Below are 16563 nucleotides of genomic sequence, written 5' to 3' on the forward strand. Positions count from 1 at the left end.
AATGTGATGTAGAGTGATGTAACGGCGGGGCCAAAAATTCTTCTTGTAAACAGCTTCCCGTCGATCGCCCGAGTATGCCCCTAGACGTGCCTAAAAAGAAAGCGACGTTGACATAATCTTCACTCACTTTGCTCAGCGATAGAAAGTACGTATCTATATGATTAGATTATTATTTTCTGTCTTTAAGAACATTATGCCAAGATTGCTGTAACGCAACAGAGAAGGGGTCCAACGGGTGACTTGTCTAGACAAATTTTTCATATATGAAATCGACGCGTTCACGCCAATCTTCTGCCCACCACCACGACTCGCTCGCATGCGGCCGCGGAGTATCGAGTCGCCGTTTCATTTTTGTTTGTTTTTAAACGACTTAGAAGCTTCCTTCGACCGAAACGCGCACGCTTCGACCCGGCGCATCAACACCTGACCCATGACGGCGATAGTCTCGATCCAAAATATTTTCAAACCGCGTAATAACCTGCCAGTTTTTGTTCATCGAATAGCCAAATCCGACGTTCAAACTGCCCCACGCGGGGGTTCCTTCCGGATTTATGCGCGGATCGCGAACGTCTCGGGAGTTCAACCGATTCTGTTCTGCCGCAAACATCAGTTCCGCCGTCGTCCACCAGTTGTCTTGAGTGAAACGCCAAGCAGCCCGACCGTTGAGAGGAGGTATTCGGTCTGATGGCTCCACTTCCCCATCCTCCGTTTCGGTTTCACCGCGTGTATGGGCGACGGTGAGACTCAAATCATGGGCATCCATCGCGTAGCGAACCGCGACTTCGCCGCCGACCAGTTGTACCGTACTCGCGTTTTGACTTTGCACGATATCGCGCCCGTTGGCGTCAACGGTGCCCGTGAACACTGAGACTATTTTGTCCTGGTAATCACTGCCCCACAGAACCGCCTCAACGTCCCAACCACCCGTTTTAATTCGTATACCCAACTCCCCCGTCAATACCGTTTCCGGTCCAAGCGACGGATTGGCGATGTTAAACCGATTCCCCGGCCGTGCGCCGAGCGTGCCCAGATCAAAAATATTGGGCGCGCGAAAACCACGTGCGAGGTTAGCGATTCCCGTCAGCGAATCGGTCCATTCATAACGAAAACCGAAACTCCCGGAAACGTCGGTATTCGAAACGGTTGCTGCCGGTCCGATATCGGTGGCGGTTAATTCGACGTTGGCGTTGCTAAGCCGCAAGCCGGCGTCCAGCAAGACCCGATCACTCATCAAAATACTGTCATGCACATAGGCGTCAATATTGCGCATGGTCGAACCATCTGGGAAACGGGCTCGAATGACTTCCTCGTCGCCGGTCGAGACCGTCGTTTGTACGCGAGTACTCGACACTTCGTCGTAGTAGAAATCGAGCCCATAGCTAAACTGATGACGCCCCATCGGCTGTGCCACGCCTTGAAGTGTGAGGCCATACAAATCGCTGCGATTGTCTTCCACACGCAGCCTGTCCGAGCCCAAATCGCGGGTGCGGCGGCCATCGGTCATCTGCTGGAAACCAATGTGTGCCTCAAACTGGTCTAACCATGGCGCATGGCCTTCGGAACGATGCACACCGTGTACAAACAACCGGGCGTTCGGGGAAAACAGGAAAACCTCCGATGCCGCTTCGGTCTGCCCGAAACCAGGCACCAGCTCGTCATAGCGAGGCGTGTTGTCCTGTTCAAGATATTGCACAGACAGATCCCACTCGCGCTCGGCTCGGTCGGTCATTCGCACGAACGCCGAGGCCGCACGCGTATCAAACGCGGTTGGCACCTGCTCGCGCCGTTCGGCTGCCCGCACATCGTCAAAGGCTTGATAGGTTATCGCGGCCCCGGCTGACAGCCCGTCGTAACCGCCGGTGACACCCGCATTGAAGGAGCGTCCCAGGTTGGCACTGTCGTAGGTGAGTCGCGTGCGGTAGTCAAACGACCACTCGTCCCCACCGTATTCCGGCCGCGACGAAAAAAGCTGCACAACACCGCCCATTGCGTCCGACCCGTAAAGCGATGATAGCGGCCCTCTAACGACTTCCGAGCGCCCGATGATAAAGGGATCAACCAGCGCGAGATATTGATTCGGTGCGTTACGGAACAGCGCATTATTGAGCCGCATACCGTCAACCAAATGCAAAATCTCCGAACCCTTCAGTCCACGAACAATCGCCGTGCCCTGACCGGGCGTGGTTTGCTGGACAAATACACCCGGCGCGCCCTGCAGTGCGTCGGTAATCAAGGCCGGCTGCAATTCTTCCAAGCGAGCATCGTCAACCACGCTCACGGCGTTGACAACATCGCCCGTAACGCTCACGCCACGCGTGGCCGTCACTTGAATTTCCTCGAGCTTCTGGGCGTGACTCATCGGCCAAGCGATGAATACGCTCACCGCCACTGCAACACGCCACAGTGACCCACGTGGCGCGGCAAATCGGAAAGAAAACGTCTGGAGGATAGCGTGAGGCATGCTGGTTCGAGTCGACGGATTAGAAAAAGTGCCTAGGCAGGCGAAAAAGAACGAGCATGGTAGCCGAATCGGACCGCGGTGCAAGTGCCAAGATGACAACCGAGCCGGCGACACTCACATTGGCTGCCTAGCCGGGTGATCATGAGCGATTTTCACTCATATTGAGCCACGATCGCGCACTTTCCTGAACCACCGACAGACCAAAAACCGGATCCGATCGTCGAACGCTTAGTGGATGCGCGACCAGTGATAAACAGTAACGGTTTGTGACTTTAAGTTGAGATTGTCAGCGATAATTTCAGCGACGTCGTCAAAGTCGAGCAGCTCGCCAAATTTTTCATCCACCTCTACCACGCGACCCTGTTCGTCAGCGAGATTGGTGGGGTTCGGTGCCACTGTAAAGGAAGCGTAGTATCGTGCTGTCATGTGTTCAGAGTACGTGTTTGTTCATGAACCGTCCGTGAATAGCCGCACAATTCAGCACACTGCTCGGAGGTAAAACCACGGAGGACGATCGTGTAATCAACATAACGTGCGTCGACAATCTTTACACTCACGCCCTACAGTTGACGGAATGAAAGGCCGAAACGCGTTAAATAGCAGTGATTTAGGTATTGGCCCGGAAATTGCAAGTTGTCCATCGAAAACAATAGTCCGCGGTATTGTCGTATTGGAACGGTGAATACCGAATAAGCGAAAAAAAGCAACAAATCAAACCCCACGCCTGGTGGGGTTTTTTTTTTGCGTTTAACGGCTGAGCCTGCGCCGATCTAATCCAAGGATGATGGAGGACGAAGCCGAAGAGCGGCTATTCGGTGTATCGCGGCTAACTGCTCACCTGGAGATGTACGACCGTGCTTTCGCCCGTATCGCCCTCCTGATGCCGATGTTGATGAGCAAGACCCTCTGTGAATGTCGCCAGCTGTTCCATTAGCGGAGCCGGTTTCCCAAGATGAAAGCCCTGAGCGTAGTTCACGCCAATTTCTTCGAGTTTCTCAACGATGGCTTCGTTTTCGACAAACTCAGCGATCGTGTGCAGTCCCATCTCTTTGCCAATTTGGTGAATAGCACTCACCATCGATGCCGACACGCGATCGCTCTCAATTTCCTTCACAAACGCACCGTCGATCTTAAGATAGTCGACCGGCAACGTCTTGAGGTAGGCAAACGAACTCAACCCTGTACCAAAATCATCCAGCGAGAAACGGAAGCCTTGGTACTTTAGTTGCTCCATAAAGGTTGTGACCTTACGAATATTCGTCACCGCCGCAGTCTCGGTAATCTCAAAGCAAATACATTTGGGGTCAATCCCGGTTCGAGCGACCTCCTCTTCGATAAACTTCACAAAGTTGCCATCGCTGATAGTCTGACCGGACAGATTGATCGCCCAGGTGCTTTCGTTAAGCAGTCGCGAAGGCAAATTGGACATCAGCGTTTTCAGTGTGTTGCGTACCACCCAACGATCAATAGCTGGCATGAGGTTATAGCGCTCAGCGGCGCCGACAAACTCAGCCGGACTCAATAACCCTTCTTCCTCATCGGCTAGCCGGATGAGAATCTCGGTGTGCTTTTTGCCCTTGTCTTGACCAATCGCGTGAATCGGCTGACCGAACAACTGGAACTGATCTTCGCGCAGCGCTGTGTGCAAGCGCGCCAGCCAGTGAATCTGCGCCTGACGCTTAATGAGCATCGTGTTGTCATCCTGATACACCTGCAGTCGGTCCCGACCAAGATCTTTGGCGGCTGAACACGCCAGTTCGGCAAAGCTCAACACGCTAATAATGTTCTTTGTATCCACTTCCATCGGTGCCAGACCAATACTCACGGTGACCGGATACCGCTTGTTGTCCCAGCTGAATTCGATGGCCGCCACTTCGCGGCGAATCGTTTCGGCAATCTCCATGCTCTCATCCATATCGCGATCGGCCAACAACGCGCCAAACTCGCCGCCGCCTAGCCGGGCCACCACGTCGTCGTCGCCGAGATGGTCGCGGACTACGCTCGCCACACGTTTGATGAGTTCGTCACCCGCCTGGTGGCCACTGGAATCATTCACGGCGTGTAGTCGATCAACATTGATATTGAGTACGCAGTGCTCGCGTTGCTTGTAGCGAACGACATAGAGCGCCGTTTCGAGATGGTATTCGAACCCGTTGCGCGTCATCATGCCGGTCAGTGTGTCGTAATTAACCTGGATAATTCGGGACGCTTTGTGCGCCATCAGCCCAATGAGTTTGTTGTCGCTGCCTGTGAAGTCTTCGGATTCAAGCGGATTGGCCAGCAAAATAATGCCGATGGTTTCATTGTTCTCGTCGAAGATCGGCGCCACCAACATTTTGCAATCAAGGCCGCCAAAAACATGGCGAAATTCAACGCCGCCGTTATGGATCATTGGGGTTTTGCGATAGGAGACCTGGTCGTATACCTCCGTTTTAGCTACAGCAAGAACCTGTTCGTAATCCAGCTCACTGCTTCGATAAACGTGGGAGATCACGACCTTGCGTTCGGCCATTACTACCATACCCAATGAAGCTTCGGAGTATTCGGTCGTTCGTCTGACCAAATTGCGCATGGCATCCTGCCCTTCATCAAAGTACTTCACGTTGTCTTGCGTATTGTAGATGAGGTTGAGTTCTTCATAGCGCTGAAGCAGCTCGTCACCCATTGTGTCGAGCTCGTTTTGCTTCGCAACATCAACCGATAACACATTCGTGATGCGATGAATCGAAGTCGACAGTGAGTTGTAATCCAGATCCTGGTTACTGTTTTCAACCAATACGAACAAACCGGCCATCGGCGTCTTGGCAGCGTCGCATATACTCGTGATGTAGGCCGATGTGTCGTCCGAGACAGTGCAGCGGCGAATGCCACGACCCGTTTGTGTCCAGTCCGGAATAGCGTGATTGAGCGCTGTCAGCGCCGGTGCATACGCGTTTTGAGAATTTTGTGCCAGAGCCCAAACGCGGTTGCCCTCCAGGTCGCACACCACGACAGCCAGCGCGCCTTTTAGTCCTGCACGCACCAGCCACCCATATTTTGAGTAGTCGATGGCGCGGAGCGCCTGACCAAACTGACGCTGCTTCTTGGTTAACGTCATCAGGCCGCCTGTTCCTGATTTTTTTCAATGTACTCAATAATTGCGCGTAGACTGATCGGTTTATCGACCATACGAAAATTGGCAAACCAATGACTCCAGCGTGTGTACATATCCTGCGCGGAATCGGTCATAACGAGCACCGGAAATACCCGATCAGAATGCTCAGTCTGAAGTCGTCGACAAAACTCTTCGCCGCTCATCGGATACAAATCCGTGCTGACGAGGACATAGTCAGGCGCCTGCTCTTTTATTTGCTCGAGCGCGCGTTCGGGTAAAGCAAAATGGTGTACTTCAAAACCAGCGCGCTTCAGGCCACGGCAAATGATCCGGGCAAGAAAACTCTCCTGCTCGATCACAAAAAGTATGGGGGCGCTGTTGGTCGTTGTCATTCGTATGCGAACCAAATCAATCTAGGCAGTAAAAAGTACCAGCGCATGGGCTTTTTCGGCGTGATCGGGTTCTCAAACGGCCGACAAGGGTTTGGAATCATTCGGCCGATTTATGTCAAATAATATCGGCACCGCCGTGGTCAGACCGGCCGACCTGCACCGCGCATTCGACACACAGGAATGATGGCCCGGCGTGCTTAACACCGCCACTCAAGCCGAGCGAATCAACCAGATAGATTACATAAGGCCGCGGGTGAAATAGTCGGCCAGATAGTCATCGAATGACAGGGTGTCTGCCGCTCGCACTTCTTCGGCCTTGGCGAGGGATTCGCGTGCCAATTCCGCTAAATTCTCAGCCGTTTCGGGGTGGGTGAACTCGGCCTCTTCAAATTCCTTAGCGACCATCTGAGCCCGCGCCAAACCAAATTCGTTATACGTCAACGAACCCTTACTGAGTGCCTCGAGCACGCGGGCTGACGGAGCCATTCTGACGTCCTCGATTACCGCTTGCTGATGGCGAACGGCTTTTGCATAGCGATTATCGGCAGACCCTTCGTCAAGAATTCGAGCCAACGTGACGAGCTGATCACATACTTGGCTGGCCCAGTCTGACAGTGCGATGTTGCGGCCGTCACGACACAATTCGAGCCCTGGTTTGCGACCGTAAGCGGCCACCGCGTTGTCATTGTTGGCGATATCGACCTGCTCCGAGGCACTGATCGCCGGACTACTCGTAAACACACAGTGCAACAATAGGCACTCGACAAAATCGAGCTCGATCTGATTAACTCCCACCGCACTGAATGGATCGAGATCCAACGCCCGAATCTCCACATACTCCACACCACGCCGGCGCAAGGCAGCGGTGGGTTCTTCACCACTTTTGGCCACGCGCTTAGGCCTCACAACGCTGTAATATTCGTTGGCAATCTGCAGGATGTTGGTCGAAAGCTGAATGCGCTTATCACCATCAAACAATCCTCGTTGCTCGTAATCGGGATAGGGTGTGGAAATGGCGCGGGTCAATCCGGCCACGTATTCATCAAGACTGTTCACGGAGATATTCAGACTAGCCTGGGCATGGTTGTTGTACCCGATATCGCTCATGCGCAGCGACGTCGCGTACTCTCCGGCCGCCGTGTTGCCTGGAAAGTCCGCCAGCCCGGTTTCCGCACCTTGAAAAAATGACTTGCAGACTGCTGGTGAGCTGCCAAACAAGTACAATATCAACCACGATAAGCGTCGGAAATTCCGAATCAACGCAAAGTAGCCCGCCGACTGAAAATTCTGTGATGTCTGGCTCGAGCAAATATCGCTGCCCACTAGCGGACAGAGCGCATCCCAAACGGGTTTAGGCAGCGAGTAGTTAAAATGCACACCGGAAATGGTTTGCATAATTCGTCCATAGCGGTGCCCTAACCCACGACGATAAATGGTCTTCATGCGGCCCACGTTCGAGTCCCCGTAGCGCGCCAGCGGCACATCGCTGTGACGCGAAAACCCGCAAGGCATGCTGCACGGCCAAAGCGTTTCACCCGGTATATGACGGTAGGTGTAGCGATGCAGATCGTACAGAAAGCGAATTGCCTCCTCGTTAGTGGGCACGGCCGGCGTCACAAACTCAAGCAGGCTCTCGGCATAGTCGGTCGTTATAAAGGGGTGCGTCAGCGCCGCGCCCAACGCCGTCGGGTGCGGCGTTTGAGAGAGCGCGCCCGAGAGCGCATCAACGCGTAGCGATTCCTTCTCGACACCACGCTTGCCCTGCTGAATGATCGTGGGGCCATGCCGGTCAATCAGTCGAAAAAGCAGGTCATTAGGAATCTGATACATCGATATACCTTGTGATCAGAACGAGCTCGGCGATGGGCTTTCTGCCGCTTGCCACGGCTCAGAAATGTACGTCAATTGCGCAAAAACCTTGAACCAGGTCTCTGTTTATAGAGGGTTTTCAGATTATGGTATGAGTCTACTCGATTTTCGCTTCGGACGTACAACTGTGATCGCTTCCTTCCTCCGACCTGCCGTGCTCGTTTTGGCCGTTGCCGTGTCACCGGCGGCATCAGCCGCTGATCCCACGTTGCTCACCTACGCCGCCCCCGGCTTTATTTTGGCTGCTGTTGCGCTCGTGGGTTGGTTGGTCGCCAATGGCCGTCTTAGGACCAGCCAGGATCAGCACAACGACATGTCTACCCGTCTGGCCGCGAGCGAAAAAACCGTGGCGCAACTCCAGGCCATTCGCGCTGAGCTAACCGAAAACCTCAATATGGCCAAGGCCGAGTCGGTGGCGAACGACCAGCGCCGACGGGAGGTGTCGAATATGCTGGCTGCGCTACGCGCTCAGGTGGAGAAGGTGGCGCGTGTTGACGGGCTGACAGGCGTCGCCAACCGTCAACAGTTTGATATCAGCCTGACCGACGAGATTAAGCGCTGCGTCCGCGAGCACAAAGACATCAGCTTATTGCTCGTGGAAGTGGATAGTTTTGTGGACTTTCGCGATATCAGCGGCGAAGAGAAATCGGAATTCGCGTTGCAGCGAATCGCGTCATCAATCTCCGAATCCTTTCGGCGAGCCGGTGACCTGGTGGCTCGCATTGGTGAATTTAAGTTTGCGGTGCTTTTGCCAGGCGCTAACAACGACACGGCCGCACGATTTGCCGAAAAAATGCGCAAGTCGATTTACGCTGAAGCCATTCCGTTTCCGCAGTCAGAAATCGCCGATCGTATTACGGTCAGTGTCGGGCTTGCCTCGTTGCCTCCGGTACGACTGCACAAACCGCAGATAGCCATCGGTATCGCTGAAAACGCGTTACGCGAAGCGCAGAACAACGGTCACAACCAAGTCGCGAGTGGCGATGAATCGGTCATGCACGCCGTATAACGGTGTGCTGCACGGTAACTAACCACGCGATCGATCAGTCTCAGTCGACTCGCAATCCACATTCTACGCCCCCGGCCGCACACCACATTGGGTCGTCGCAGGCTACGCCCTACTCTGCCAATAACCCGCGGATGGCCTTTTCGATCGCCACGGCTCGCTTATCACCTTGGTGAGTTTCGCCAATCCAATAACCGCGTGCTTTGCCCTGTTTGTCGATCAGATAAAACGACGGCCAATACTTATTCCCTAGGGCCTTCCAATACGAAAAATCGTTATCGATCATGATGGGGTGTTTAAGCTTAAACTCCTCAACTTTGATTTCGATGTTTGCGCGCTCTTTCTCATACTCGAATTCTGGACTGTGCACGCCGATAACGATAAACGGATCAGACGCAAAGGTTTCCTCAAGTGTATTGAGCCATGGAAAGGAGCGATAACAATTCCAGCAAGCAAACGTCCAAACATCGACAAGCACTACCTTACCCTTGAGGTCACTAACCGAGAGCGGCTCGGAATTGATCCAGTCCGCGGGTTCGGTATGCGTAAATTCCGGCAACAACGGAAACGAGGGAGTGCGTTCAGCGTAACAGCCCACTGTCAAGCAGAGCGTTAGCGCGACCAGCAAACGTTTTGATCGATGCAGCATCGTGGTGTTCTCCAAAGTGGCGATAAGGGAATCGCCAAGCCAAGCATCGGCTTTGAGGCGAGCGCAGGCTCGGTCGATGTGAGACCCAATAATCACAAACCCTACGCACAAACTATCACGGGACTATCACGAAGAATCAACGACTCCAACACGATAGGACGCCACCTTGCCGGAAAAGGCGCCACCTGAGCGAAAACGCCGCTGCTGTGTGACGCACACGGCAGCGGCGGAATTGACGATCGCCGCGCCATTCCAGAGCGGCAGTCCGTTACTTAGGGGCGATATCGACGAGAAAAGGAACGGTAAGCGGGCGGCGCAGGCGCATAGCCACGACGTGCGTAGCGACGATCATCGTCCCACAGTCGGTTACGTTTGCCGTAGCAGCGCGTAATACCTTTCTCGCACAGCGTTTGTCGCCACTCGTACTTAAATAAATAGGTAGCCGTTGCGCGACGCTCAGGCTCAAAATCAACTTTTCGAGAGCGCGAGTAGCGCTCATCCCCGTAACCGGTGCCGGGAGCCGACTCATACGTGCCGTGACGTTTGGACTCTGAACGACCGGATCGTTTGCGCGACTCATGGTAGACATCGTCGTCATAGCGATACCGCTCTCTGAAGACCGCCACGGCGATAACGCCCATCGCTGAATAGTCGCCAAACGCGGCTGAGTACGAATCGATGTCGTCAGTGAAATAAAATTCGTTGATGTGGTTGCGAGAAGAACGCCAGCCTCGGTAGATTGCGGACTGATAGGGTCCCAATACATACTTTCGTTCTTTGCTATCCAAGTCGGCACGCCGGCCAGAGATTATATTGCGACCGTCGACTGCGATAACAAACGCGAGTCGTTCGTTGCTGTGATTCGTCACGCGAATTCCATACTGCTGGCCAGGTTCTGCCTGCACATACGCTTTGTCGCGTTTACGAGAATAGGGATTCGCGTCAAACGTGGGCAACACACGCCCTCGATAGTCAACGATCTCCACACTGATATCATCTTGCCGAATTCGATCAGCGGAAGCATCAAACAGCACCATCGCTATGACGCCAAGAGTGAGAATTTTGAATGTGTTCATCGCGCTTCCTCCACGCATTGTGTCGTACGCTGCCATCATGCGCCGCCCTATATGAACCCGTCCTGAACAAAAACAGTAGAAATCTGAATCGTTTATGAACACACCTGGTCGTCTTTCCGTATGGCGAGCAGTTCGGCGCCACCACGACGAAGAGAAAAGGTCTGATTGACACCACAGAAGAACCGGCGCTTGCCGCCAACTGACAAAAAGTCCGGGTGAATGCGCCGCGAAGAGAATCGCTACTGAGTGCCGCCGCGCCGCTTGGCGTTGCGCCACTCCCATGGCGGCCGCCGCTCGGCCGCGGGTTGCCGCCATAGGCCACGATTATGGCGCCGAGCGTCTTGCTCCGCGTCAAGCAGCGCGGGATCGTTGGTGTATCGGGTGTACACCCAAGCGTAACCCAAACGCACAAGCTGAACATTGATACTCTCGGTGTGATATTCACTGCGCGCCACCGCCACCAGTCGATCGTAACGGTCTTTATCCCGAATGCTGAACGTCAGCGTCGAGCGCTTGACAAGGCGCTCCAACGCCCGGCGTGCGTCGACGGCGTGAGGCTGATCTTTTTCTGGCGCGTCGATACCGAATAGGCGGATATCAATGTCCCGACCATCCAGACGAATCACAAGACTGTCGCCGTCTTTCACGTGCAAAACAGTGGCGACAAGTGTGTCCCCGCTTTGTGGTGACGCACTGACCGTTTCGGGGACGGGACTGCAGGCGGAGATCACCATGCCGCTCAGCCACATCGTGATCAGTAAGAACAAGGCCCGACGATGGGTTGCCGAGGCTATGCGCTTGGTCAACAACACGGTCCAGCGGACGACTCGCGCGTCAACGCGGCGGCGCGCCAGCGATTGACCATGCCCGTAACCAGTTTGACGGTGCAACAAGAACAAAACCAATGAGCCCTCAACCTTGAAGCTTGGCCACCGCCTCTTCGATACGATCCATCGCTTTATTAATCGACGCTTCCGATGTCGCCGTGGACAATCTAAAAAAGGGTGAGAGCTCATAAGCACTGCCAGGGACCGCCGCGACACCCACGTGATGGAGAAAGTAGTCGACCAGATCCGCGTCGGTGTTGATCAATGTTCCTTCCGGCGTTGTGCGGCCCACTAACGCTGCACAGCCGATGAAAGCGTAAAATGCCCCTTGCGGTGGGTCGAGCGTGAGTCCGTCAATGCGCCGGACACGTTCGACGATGACATTGCGGCGACGTTCGTACGCGGCGTTGTAGCGTGCTACTTCTTCCTGCGGTCCGTTGAGTGCGGCGACGGCGGCGGCCTGAGATACCGAACAGGTTCCGGATGTAATTTGGGACTGCACCTTGGTCATGGCGCGGATCAGCGGCTCAGCACCACCGGCATAGCCAATGCGCCAACCGGTCATCGCATAGGCCTTAGACACACCGTTGACCGTCAGCACACGGTCAGCCAGTGATGGACAGGCCGACGCGAAGGAATGAAACGAACGGCCGTCGAATAGTATGTGCTCGTATATCTCGTCCGACATGATCAAGACATGGGGGTGTTCAGCCAACACCTCTCCGAGCGCGACAAGCTGCTCGCGAGAATACACGGCGCCCGCCGGATTGGACGGCGAATTGAGTAACAGCCACCGTGTGTTTGGGGAGATCGCTTGTCGAAGCGCTTCGGGAGTGAGCCGAAAACCATCGGCCGCGGCACACGGAAGCGCGCGCGCTCGACCGCCCAGTACCGTAACGATACCCTCGTAAACACCAAAATAGGGCGCACACAGCAACACGTCTTGCTGCGGCTCTAACGTGGCCATAAAGGCGTTGAATATGACTTGTTTTGCGCCGGTCGATACGATGATCTGTTCCGGCTCAAACGTCAAACCGTTGTCGCGCGCAAACTTTTGGCACACCGCATTTCTCAGTTCGATGGTGCCGGCAGTGGGTGTATACCGCGTCTCGCCGCGCAGCGCCGCTGCGTGCGCCGCCTCAATAATATGTGACGGTGTATCAAAATCCGGTTGCCCAAGGCCCAAGTCGACAATGTCGTGACCGGCTGCTTTGAGCGCCCGAGCATTCTGGCTGACGACCGCCGCTGCCGAAGTGCTGACGAGACTGAGCCGATTGGCGGCGTAGTTCATAGTATGGTCAATCCAAATAGGCGTGAGAGTAGGATTACAATTTGACGAATCATCCGATGCACCCCGAAACAACGCAGTGGGTCAACCGACAGTGAGCAAATCGCGAAGCAGAGTGTAGCAGCGGCTAATCGAGGATTGCACGGTGTTCAATCTTTCGCCGCTTTGCATCATTTCCAATTTAGTCAATTTCCACCGCATTTTCTTGGTACTATCGGCGCCAACTACGCGTGAGCGATCAACTATTAACTACGATTTTGGGGATTCGTTACTATGCCTGCTTCTTTCGATAGCACCACACCACAATGGTCATCCCGCTGGGCGTTTATTCTTGCCGCAATCGGCAGCTCGGTTGGACTGGGCAACCTTTGGCGCTTTTCTGCGGAGGCCGGTACCAACGGGGGTGGCGCCTTTATCATTATCTATCTGCTATGCGTAGTGTTTATCGGCATCCCCGCCATGATGAGTGAGTTTATGGTGGGCCGCGCGGGACAAGCCGGCAGTTCACTCAACAGCGCTCGCGACTTAGCGACTCGCAGCAATGTCTCACGTTGGTGGGCGTCTGGTGTTTGGGTCGGCCTGCTCAGCGGCTTTTTGATCGTCAGTTTTTATTGCGTCGTGGCTGCCTGGGTCATGGCCTATATCCCCAAATTCGTCACCGGTGCGTTTGACGGCCAAACGCCGCTCGAGATCGCTGCCCAATTTGATCAGATGGTGGTGAGTCCTGCGCAGGTGGCCGGCTGGTTCGTTTTATTCTGTGCCATGGTCATTTGGCTCGTCTCTCGCGGGGTTAATCGCGGTCTCGAGTTGACCTCGAAAATCCTCATGCCTGCCTTTTTCTTCCTGCTCATTGGTCTGAGTTTGTTCAGCTTGTATTCGGGCACCGAATCCGGTGGCACGGCCAAAGCACTGAGTTTCATGTTCACGCCTGACTTTGGCAAAGTGGATGGCGAAATCGCCGTTCGCGCGCTGGGGCAGGCATTCTTCTCAATCGGACTCGGCATGGCCATCATGGTCACGTATGGGAGCTATCTGCCGCGCTCAGTGAGCATTCCCCGCTCGGCCTGCATCGTGGCGCTGAGTGATACGGTGGTGGCGCTGGCCGCGGGTCTTGCAATCTTTCCTATCGTATTTCAATACGGACTGGATTTTCAGGCCGGTGCGGGCCTGTTCTTCAAAACGCTGCCGACCGCACTGGTCTCGACACCAGGTGGAAATTTCATCGGTGCCGCCTTTTTCTGCATGGCCTTCTTTGCCGCACTCACTACGGCCGTCTCATTGCTAGAGCCCACCACCGGTCACATCAGCGAACAGTTCAACATTCCTAAGTCAAAAGCAGCGTTGATTTGCGGCGCCGGAATGATCCTGCTGGGCGTGGGCAGCGTGATGAGCCTTGAGTTTCTGGATTTCATCGATACGGGCTTAACGGCACCCATCATGCTGCCGCTGTCGGCGCTGATCATCGTAGTGTTCGTGGGCTGGCGCTTGGACAATGCGATCCTTAATGATCAACTGGATGAGCGCGATCGCGCTTTGGGTGGCTTCTTGCTGGTATTGGTTAAGTATCTCGCTCCGATTAGTATCGCCACGATCATGATCTACGGCATCATCGATAAATATTTCTAAACCGAGCGATCGGGAGCTCAACAACAAGCTGCGATCCCCTTATCTAGACGGACTCCGTATTGGTGCCAGTACGACCGAGTAAGAGAATGTCTGCGCACACGTGATGAGCCAAAATAAAACGCCGCAGCCCGTTTGGGTTGCGGCGTTCACTTTTTTGATCGCCCTACGCTGTGCCATCCGATGGCGGCGCTACGGACTATAGACGATCAAATTCCTCCTTCAAATCGTAGTTTCGATCGGTAATGATCTTCTCGAGCACCGCCACACGCGCCTCGAGCTTCTCCAATCGTTCCAGCGACACACTGTTTTTGGTGCCCAGACCAAGACCAAGCGGATCATCCTCATCCCCGAGGCCGAGCATATCGGCACCGCTTTTACCCGAGCGGTCCATATACTTTGTGATGATGGAGGCGACTGCGCCAATCAGCACAATCAAGACAACCATTTCAAATACGTGCATTACAACTCCTTAAAAAGTGCCCAGTGTCTGGATACGTCAAATCGGTAACGTTGGCGCTCGCTAGCTATCGCGTAGCTCGTCAAACTCGCGATCCAGATCAAATCGCGACGACGTCACATAGCGTTCCATTTTCTGAAGTCGCTTATCAATGTTCTTAAAGCGATAACTGATTTTGGAAAAAGTTTCCTCCGGCGATTTTCTCAAAGAGCGCACAAATCGCTCTTCGACCGGATCTTCATACGCATTGTGAGGCATGGGTTGTAACATCAAAGCAGCCGCGGCGTAGGCAATCAAGCCCAATGGCATCGTCATCAGAATGGCGATCAGCCCTAATACCCGCGTGGCTCCGACCGAAAAGTTCATGTAGTCGGCGATGCCCGAAAACACACCCGCGATGCGGCGGTTACGCGTATTTCGATACAGTCGTCGTGGACGGAACTCATCATGGTCGTACATGCAAATTATCCTCTGTCTGATGGGTAACGTGAATAGCCGTAATTACGGCCGTAGTCACGGCGGCTTGCCGCGCTCCAGAAACGTCGCTCGCGACGACTATCTAAGTGCAGCGGACGATCTCGAAGCAAAAAGCCTGCGACGAAGTAAGCCAGCAGTGTTGCCCCCGTGAAAATCAACAACGAGACAAACGCGACAATACGGACACCGGTGCGGCTTAGGTCAAGGCGATGTGCCAAACCTGCACATACTCCCATGACGACTCCGTTTTCACTATCTCGATACAGCATTTCGGCCCTCCAGGCGATTAAGTGTGTTTCCGCCAATCGGCGGTGGTTTTGTCCAGTATGGTTTCAAGCGTGTTGATACGACTTTCCATTTTTTGCGCGTTTTCCCAAAGGTCTTCGAGCATACGTTCGTCTTCCGTTGACAAACTCTTCGTTTGCTTCCACTTCGTGATGTAGTGGAACACGATCAGAATCGGGAGAATGACGGAAATAAAAATAATTCCCATAATTCCTGCATATTCTGAAAACATACCCTTCTCCGTCGGTTAGCTGATTCGTGAGTCGTATTACTCGCCGCCGTTCATCTTCGCTTTAAGCGCTTCAAACTCGGCTTCTACGCTGTCGGCATTTTCAAGTGACGAAAATTCGCGCTGCAGATCTTTTTTCAGACCCATGTCATAGGCTTCAATTCGTCCTTCCATGCCTTCCATTTTACGCTCAAACTGCTCGAATCGAACCAGCGCATCGTCGATTTTGTTTTCATGAATCTGTCGGCGCACGTTTAAGCGCGATGACGTCGTGTTGTGGCGCATCAACAGCGCTTTCTGACGATTCTTAGCATCGGCTAGTTTTTCCTCGAGTCGCGCGATGTCATCATTGAGTTGTGACAAACCATCTTCAATATGATCGTAGTCGGCTTTCAATGTTTCGACCGAAGCGCTCACACGGTTCTTCTCCGCTAGCGCCGCTTTGGCAAGATCATCACGACCTTTGCTAATCGCCAGCTCTGCTTTGTTGTGCCAGTCCTTTTCAGCCGTCTCGAGCGCACTGAGTTTGCGATTGAGCTGCTTCTTGTCCGCGATCGAGCGGGCGGCCGCAGAGCGCACTTCGACAAGCGTGTCTTCCATCTCCTGAATCATGAGCCGAACCAACTTTTCCGGGTCTTCGGCCTTATCCAATATCGAATTGATGTTGGAATTAACGATGTCAGTAAATCTGGTGAAAATACCCATAGTGATTCCTCGTGGTTGGGTGTCGTACAGTGTGTTCAGAATAAATAGAGCAGGTTTCGTGCCAAGTCGCGGCTGATCAATCTAAGCGTATGTTTTAATGAGCTTTATTCTGTAAACCACGC

Annotated in this window: 16 protein-coding genes; 2 read left to right on the forward strand and 14 right to left on the reverse strand. The window is 53.9% G+C overall.

Annotated elements, in window-relative coordinates; all coding sequences use genetic code 11:
- Positions 1 to 370: 370 nt before the first annotated feature.
- The 5 genes from AAF465_11060 to gshA form a co-directional block, all read right to left on the reverse strand.
- Positions 371 to 2461 (reverse strand): TonB-dependent receptor, encoded by a 2091-nt coding sequence (locus AAF465_11060; protein ID MEM7083262.1) that lies wholly within the window; start codon positions 2459 to 2461, stop codon positions 371 to 373.
- 228 nt (positions 2462 to 2689) lie between these two features.
- Positions 2690 to 2887 (reverse strand): hypothetical protein, encoded by a 198-nt coding sequence (locus tag AAF465_11065; protein ID MEM7083263.1) that lies wholly within the window; start codon positions 2885 to 2887, stop codon positions 2690 to 2692.
- A gap of 400 nt (positions 2888 to 3287) precedes the next feature.
- Positions 3288 to 5558 carry an EAL domain-containing protein gene (locus tag AAF465_11070; GenBank protein MEM7083264.1) on the reverse strand — a complete coding sequence of 757 codons (2271 nt, stop codon included), beginning with the start codon at positions 5556 to 5558 and terminating at the stop codon, positions 3288 to 3290.
- A complete protein-coding gene (locus AAF465_11075) occupies positions 5558 to 5947 on the reverse strand; it encodes a response regulator (GenBank protein MEM7083265.1) in 390 nt (129 codons plus the stop codon). The genes AAF465_11070 and AAF465_11075 overlap by 1 nt, the downstream gene beginning before the upstream one ends.
- A 237-nt stretch (positions 5948 to 6184) precedes the next feature.
- The gene (gene gshA / locus AAF465_11080) at positions 6185 to 7777 is read right to left on the reverse strand and encodes a glutamate--cysteine ligase (protein MEM7083266.1); all 1593 of its coding nucleotides are present in this window, start codon (positions 7775 to 7777) and stop codon (positions 6185 to 6187) included.
- A 130-nt stretch (positions 7778 to 7907) separates the two neighbouring features.
- Here gshA and AAF465_11085 point away from each other — a divergent pair, with 130 nt between their 5' ends.
- Positions 7908 to 8825, forward strand: a complete 918-nt coding sequence (locus tag AAF465_11085; protein MEM7083267.1) for a GGDEF domain-containing protein — start codon at positions 7908 to 7910, stop codon at positions 8823 to 8825.
- A gap of 109 nt (positions 8826 to 8934) precedes the next feature.
- Here the strand turns inward: AAF465_11085 and AAF465_11090 are convergent, their stop codons facing one another.
- The 4 genes from AAF465_11090 to AAF465_11105 all read right to left on the reverse strand — a co-directional run bounded on the left by AAF465_11090 (position 8935) and on the right by AAF465_11105 (position 12665).
- Positions 8935 to 9567, reverse strand: a complete 633-nt coding sequence (locus tag AAF465_11090; protein MEM7083268.1) for a redoxin family protein — start codon at positions 9565 to 9567, stop codon at positions 8935 to 8937.
- Between the two features lie 176 nt (positions 9568 to 9743).
- A complete protein-coding gene (locus AAF465_11095) occupies positions 9744 to 10547 on the reverse strand; it encodes a hypothetical protein (GenBank protein MEM7083269.1) in 804 nt (267 codons plus the stop codon).
- A 239-nt stretch (positions 10548 to 10786) separates the two neighbouring features.
- Entirely contained in the window at positions 10787 to 11353 is a 567-nt protein-coding gene (locus tag AAF465_11100; GenBank protein ID MEM7083270.1) for a thermonuclease family protein, read from the reverse strand.
- Positions 11354 to 11459: 106 nt separating this feature from the next.
- Positions 11460 to 12665, reverse strand: a complete 1206-nt coding sequence (locus AAF465_11105; GenBank protein ID MEM7083271.1) for a pyridoxal phosphate-dependent aminotransferase — start codon at positions 12663 to 12665, stop codon at positions 11460 to 11462.
- Between the two features lie 270 nt (positions 12666 to 12935).
- On the opposite strand from AAF465_11105, the gene AAF465_11110 reads away from it, so the two are divergent.
- The gene (locus AAF465_11110) at positions 12936 to 14288 is read left to right on the forward strand and encodes a sodium-dependent transporter (GenBank protein ID MEM7083272.1); all 1353 of its coding nucleotides are present in this window, start codon (positions 12936 to 12938) and stop codon (positions 14286 to 14288) included.
- A gap of 196 nt (positions 14289 to 14484) precedes the next feature.
- Here the strand turns inward: AAF465_11110 and AAF465_11115 are convergent, their stop codons facing one another.
- The 5 genes from AAF465_11115 to pspA are packed head-to-tail and all read right to left on the reverse strand — an operon-like array spanning position 14485 to position 16441.
- Positions 14485 to 14748: a hypothetical protein gene (locus AAF465_11115; GenBank protein ID MEM7083273.1), complete on the reverse strand. Its 264-nt coding sequence runs from the start codon at positions 14746 to 14748 to the stop codon at positions 14485 to 14487.
- A 60-nt stretch (positions 14749 to 14808) separates the two neighbouring features.
- Complete coding sequence (gene pspC, locus AAF465_11120; GenBank protein MEM7083274.1) at positions 14809 to 15204, reverse strand: envelope stress response membrane protein PspC; 396 nt, start codon at positions 15202 to 15204, stop codon at positions 14809 to 14811.
- A 5-nt stretch (positions 15205 to 15209) separates the two neighbouring features.
- Entirely contained in the window at positions 15210 to 15491 is a 282-nt protein-coding gene (locus tag AAF465_11125; protein MEM7083275.1) for a PspC domain-containing protein, read from the reverse strand.
- Between the two features lie 17 nt (positions 15492 to 15508).
- Positions 15509 to 15739, reverse strand: a complete 231-nt coding sequence (gene pspB / locus AAF465_11130) for an envelope stress response membrane protein PspB (GenBank protein ID MEM7083276.1) — start codon at positions 15737 to 15739, stop codon at positions 15509 to 15511.
- Positions 15740 to 15775: 36 nt separating this feature from the next.
- On the reverse strand, positions 15776 to 16441 hold the full coding sequence (gene pspA / locus AAF465_11135; GenBank protein MEM7083277.1) for a phage shock protein PspA: 666 nt from the start codon (positions 16439 to 16441) through the stop codon (positions 15776 to 15778).
- Positions 16442 to 16563: the final 122 nt, after the last annotated feature.

This window comes from Pseudomonadota bacterium (assembly GCA_039028935.1).
In the GTDB taxonomy this organism is placed as follows: domain Bacteria; phylum Pseudomonadota; class Gammaproteobacteria; order Steroidobacterales; family SZUA-146; genus SZUA-146.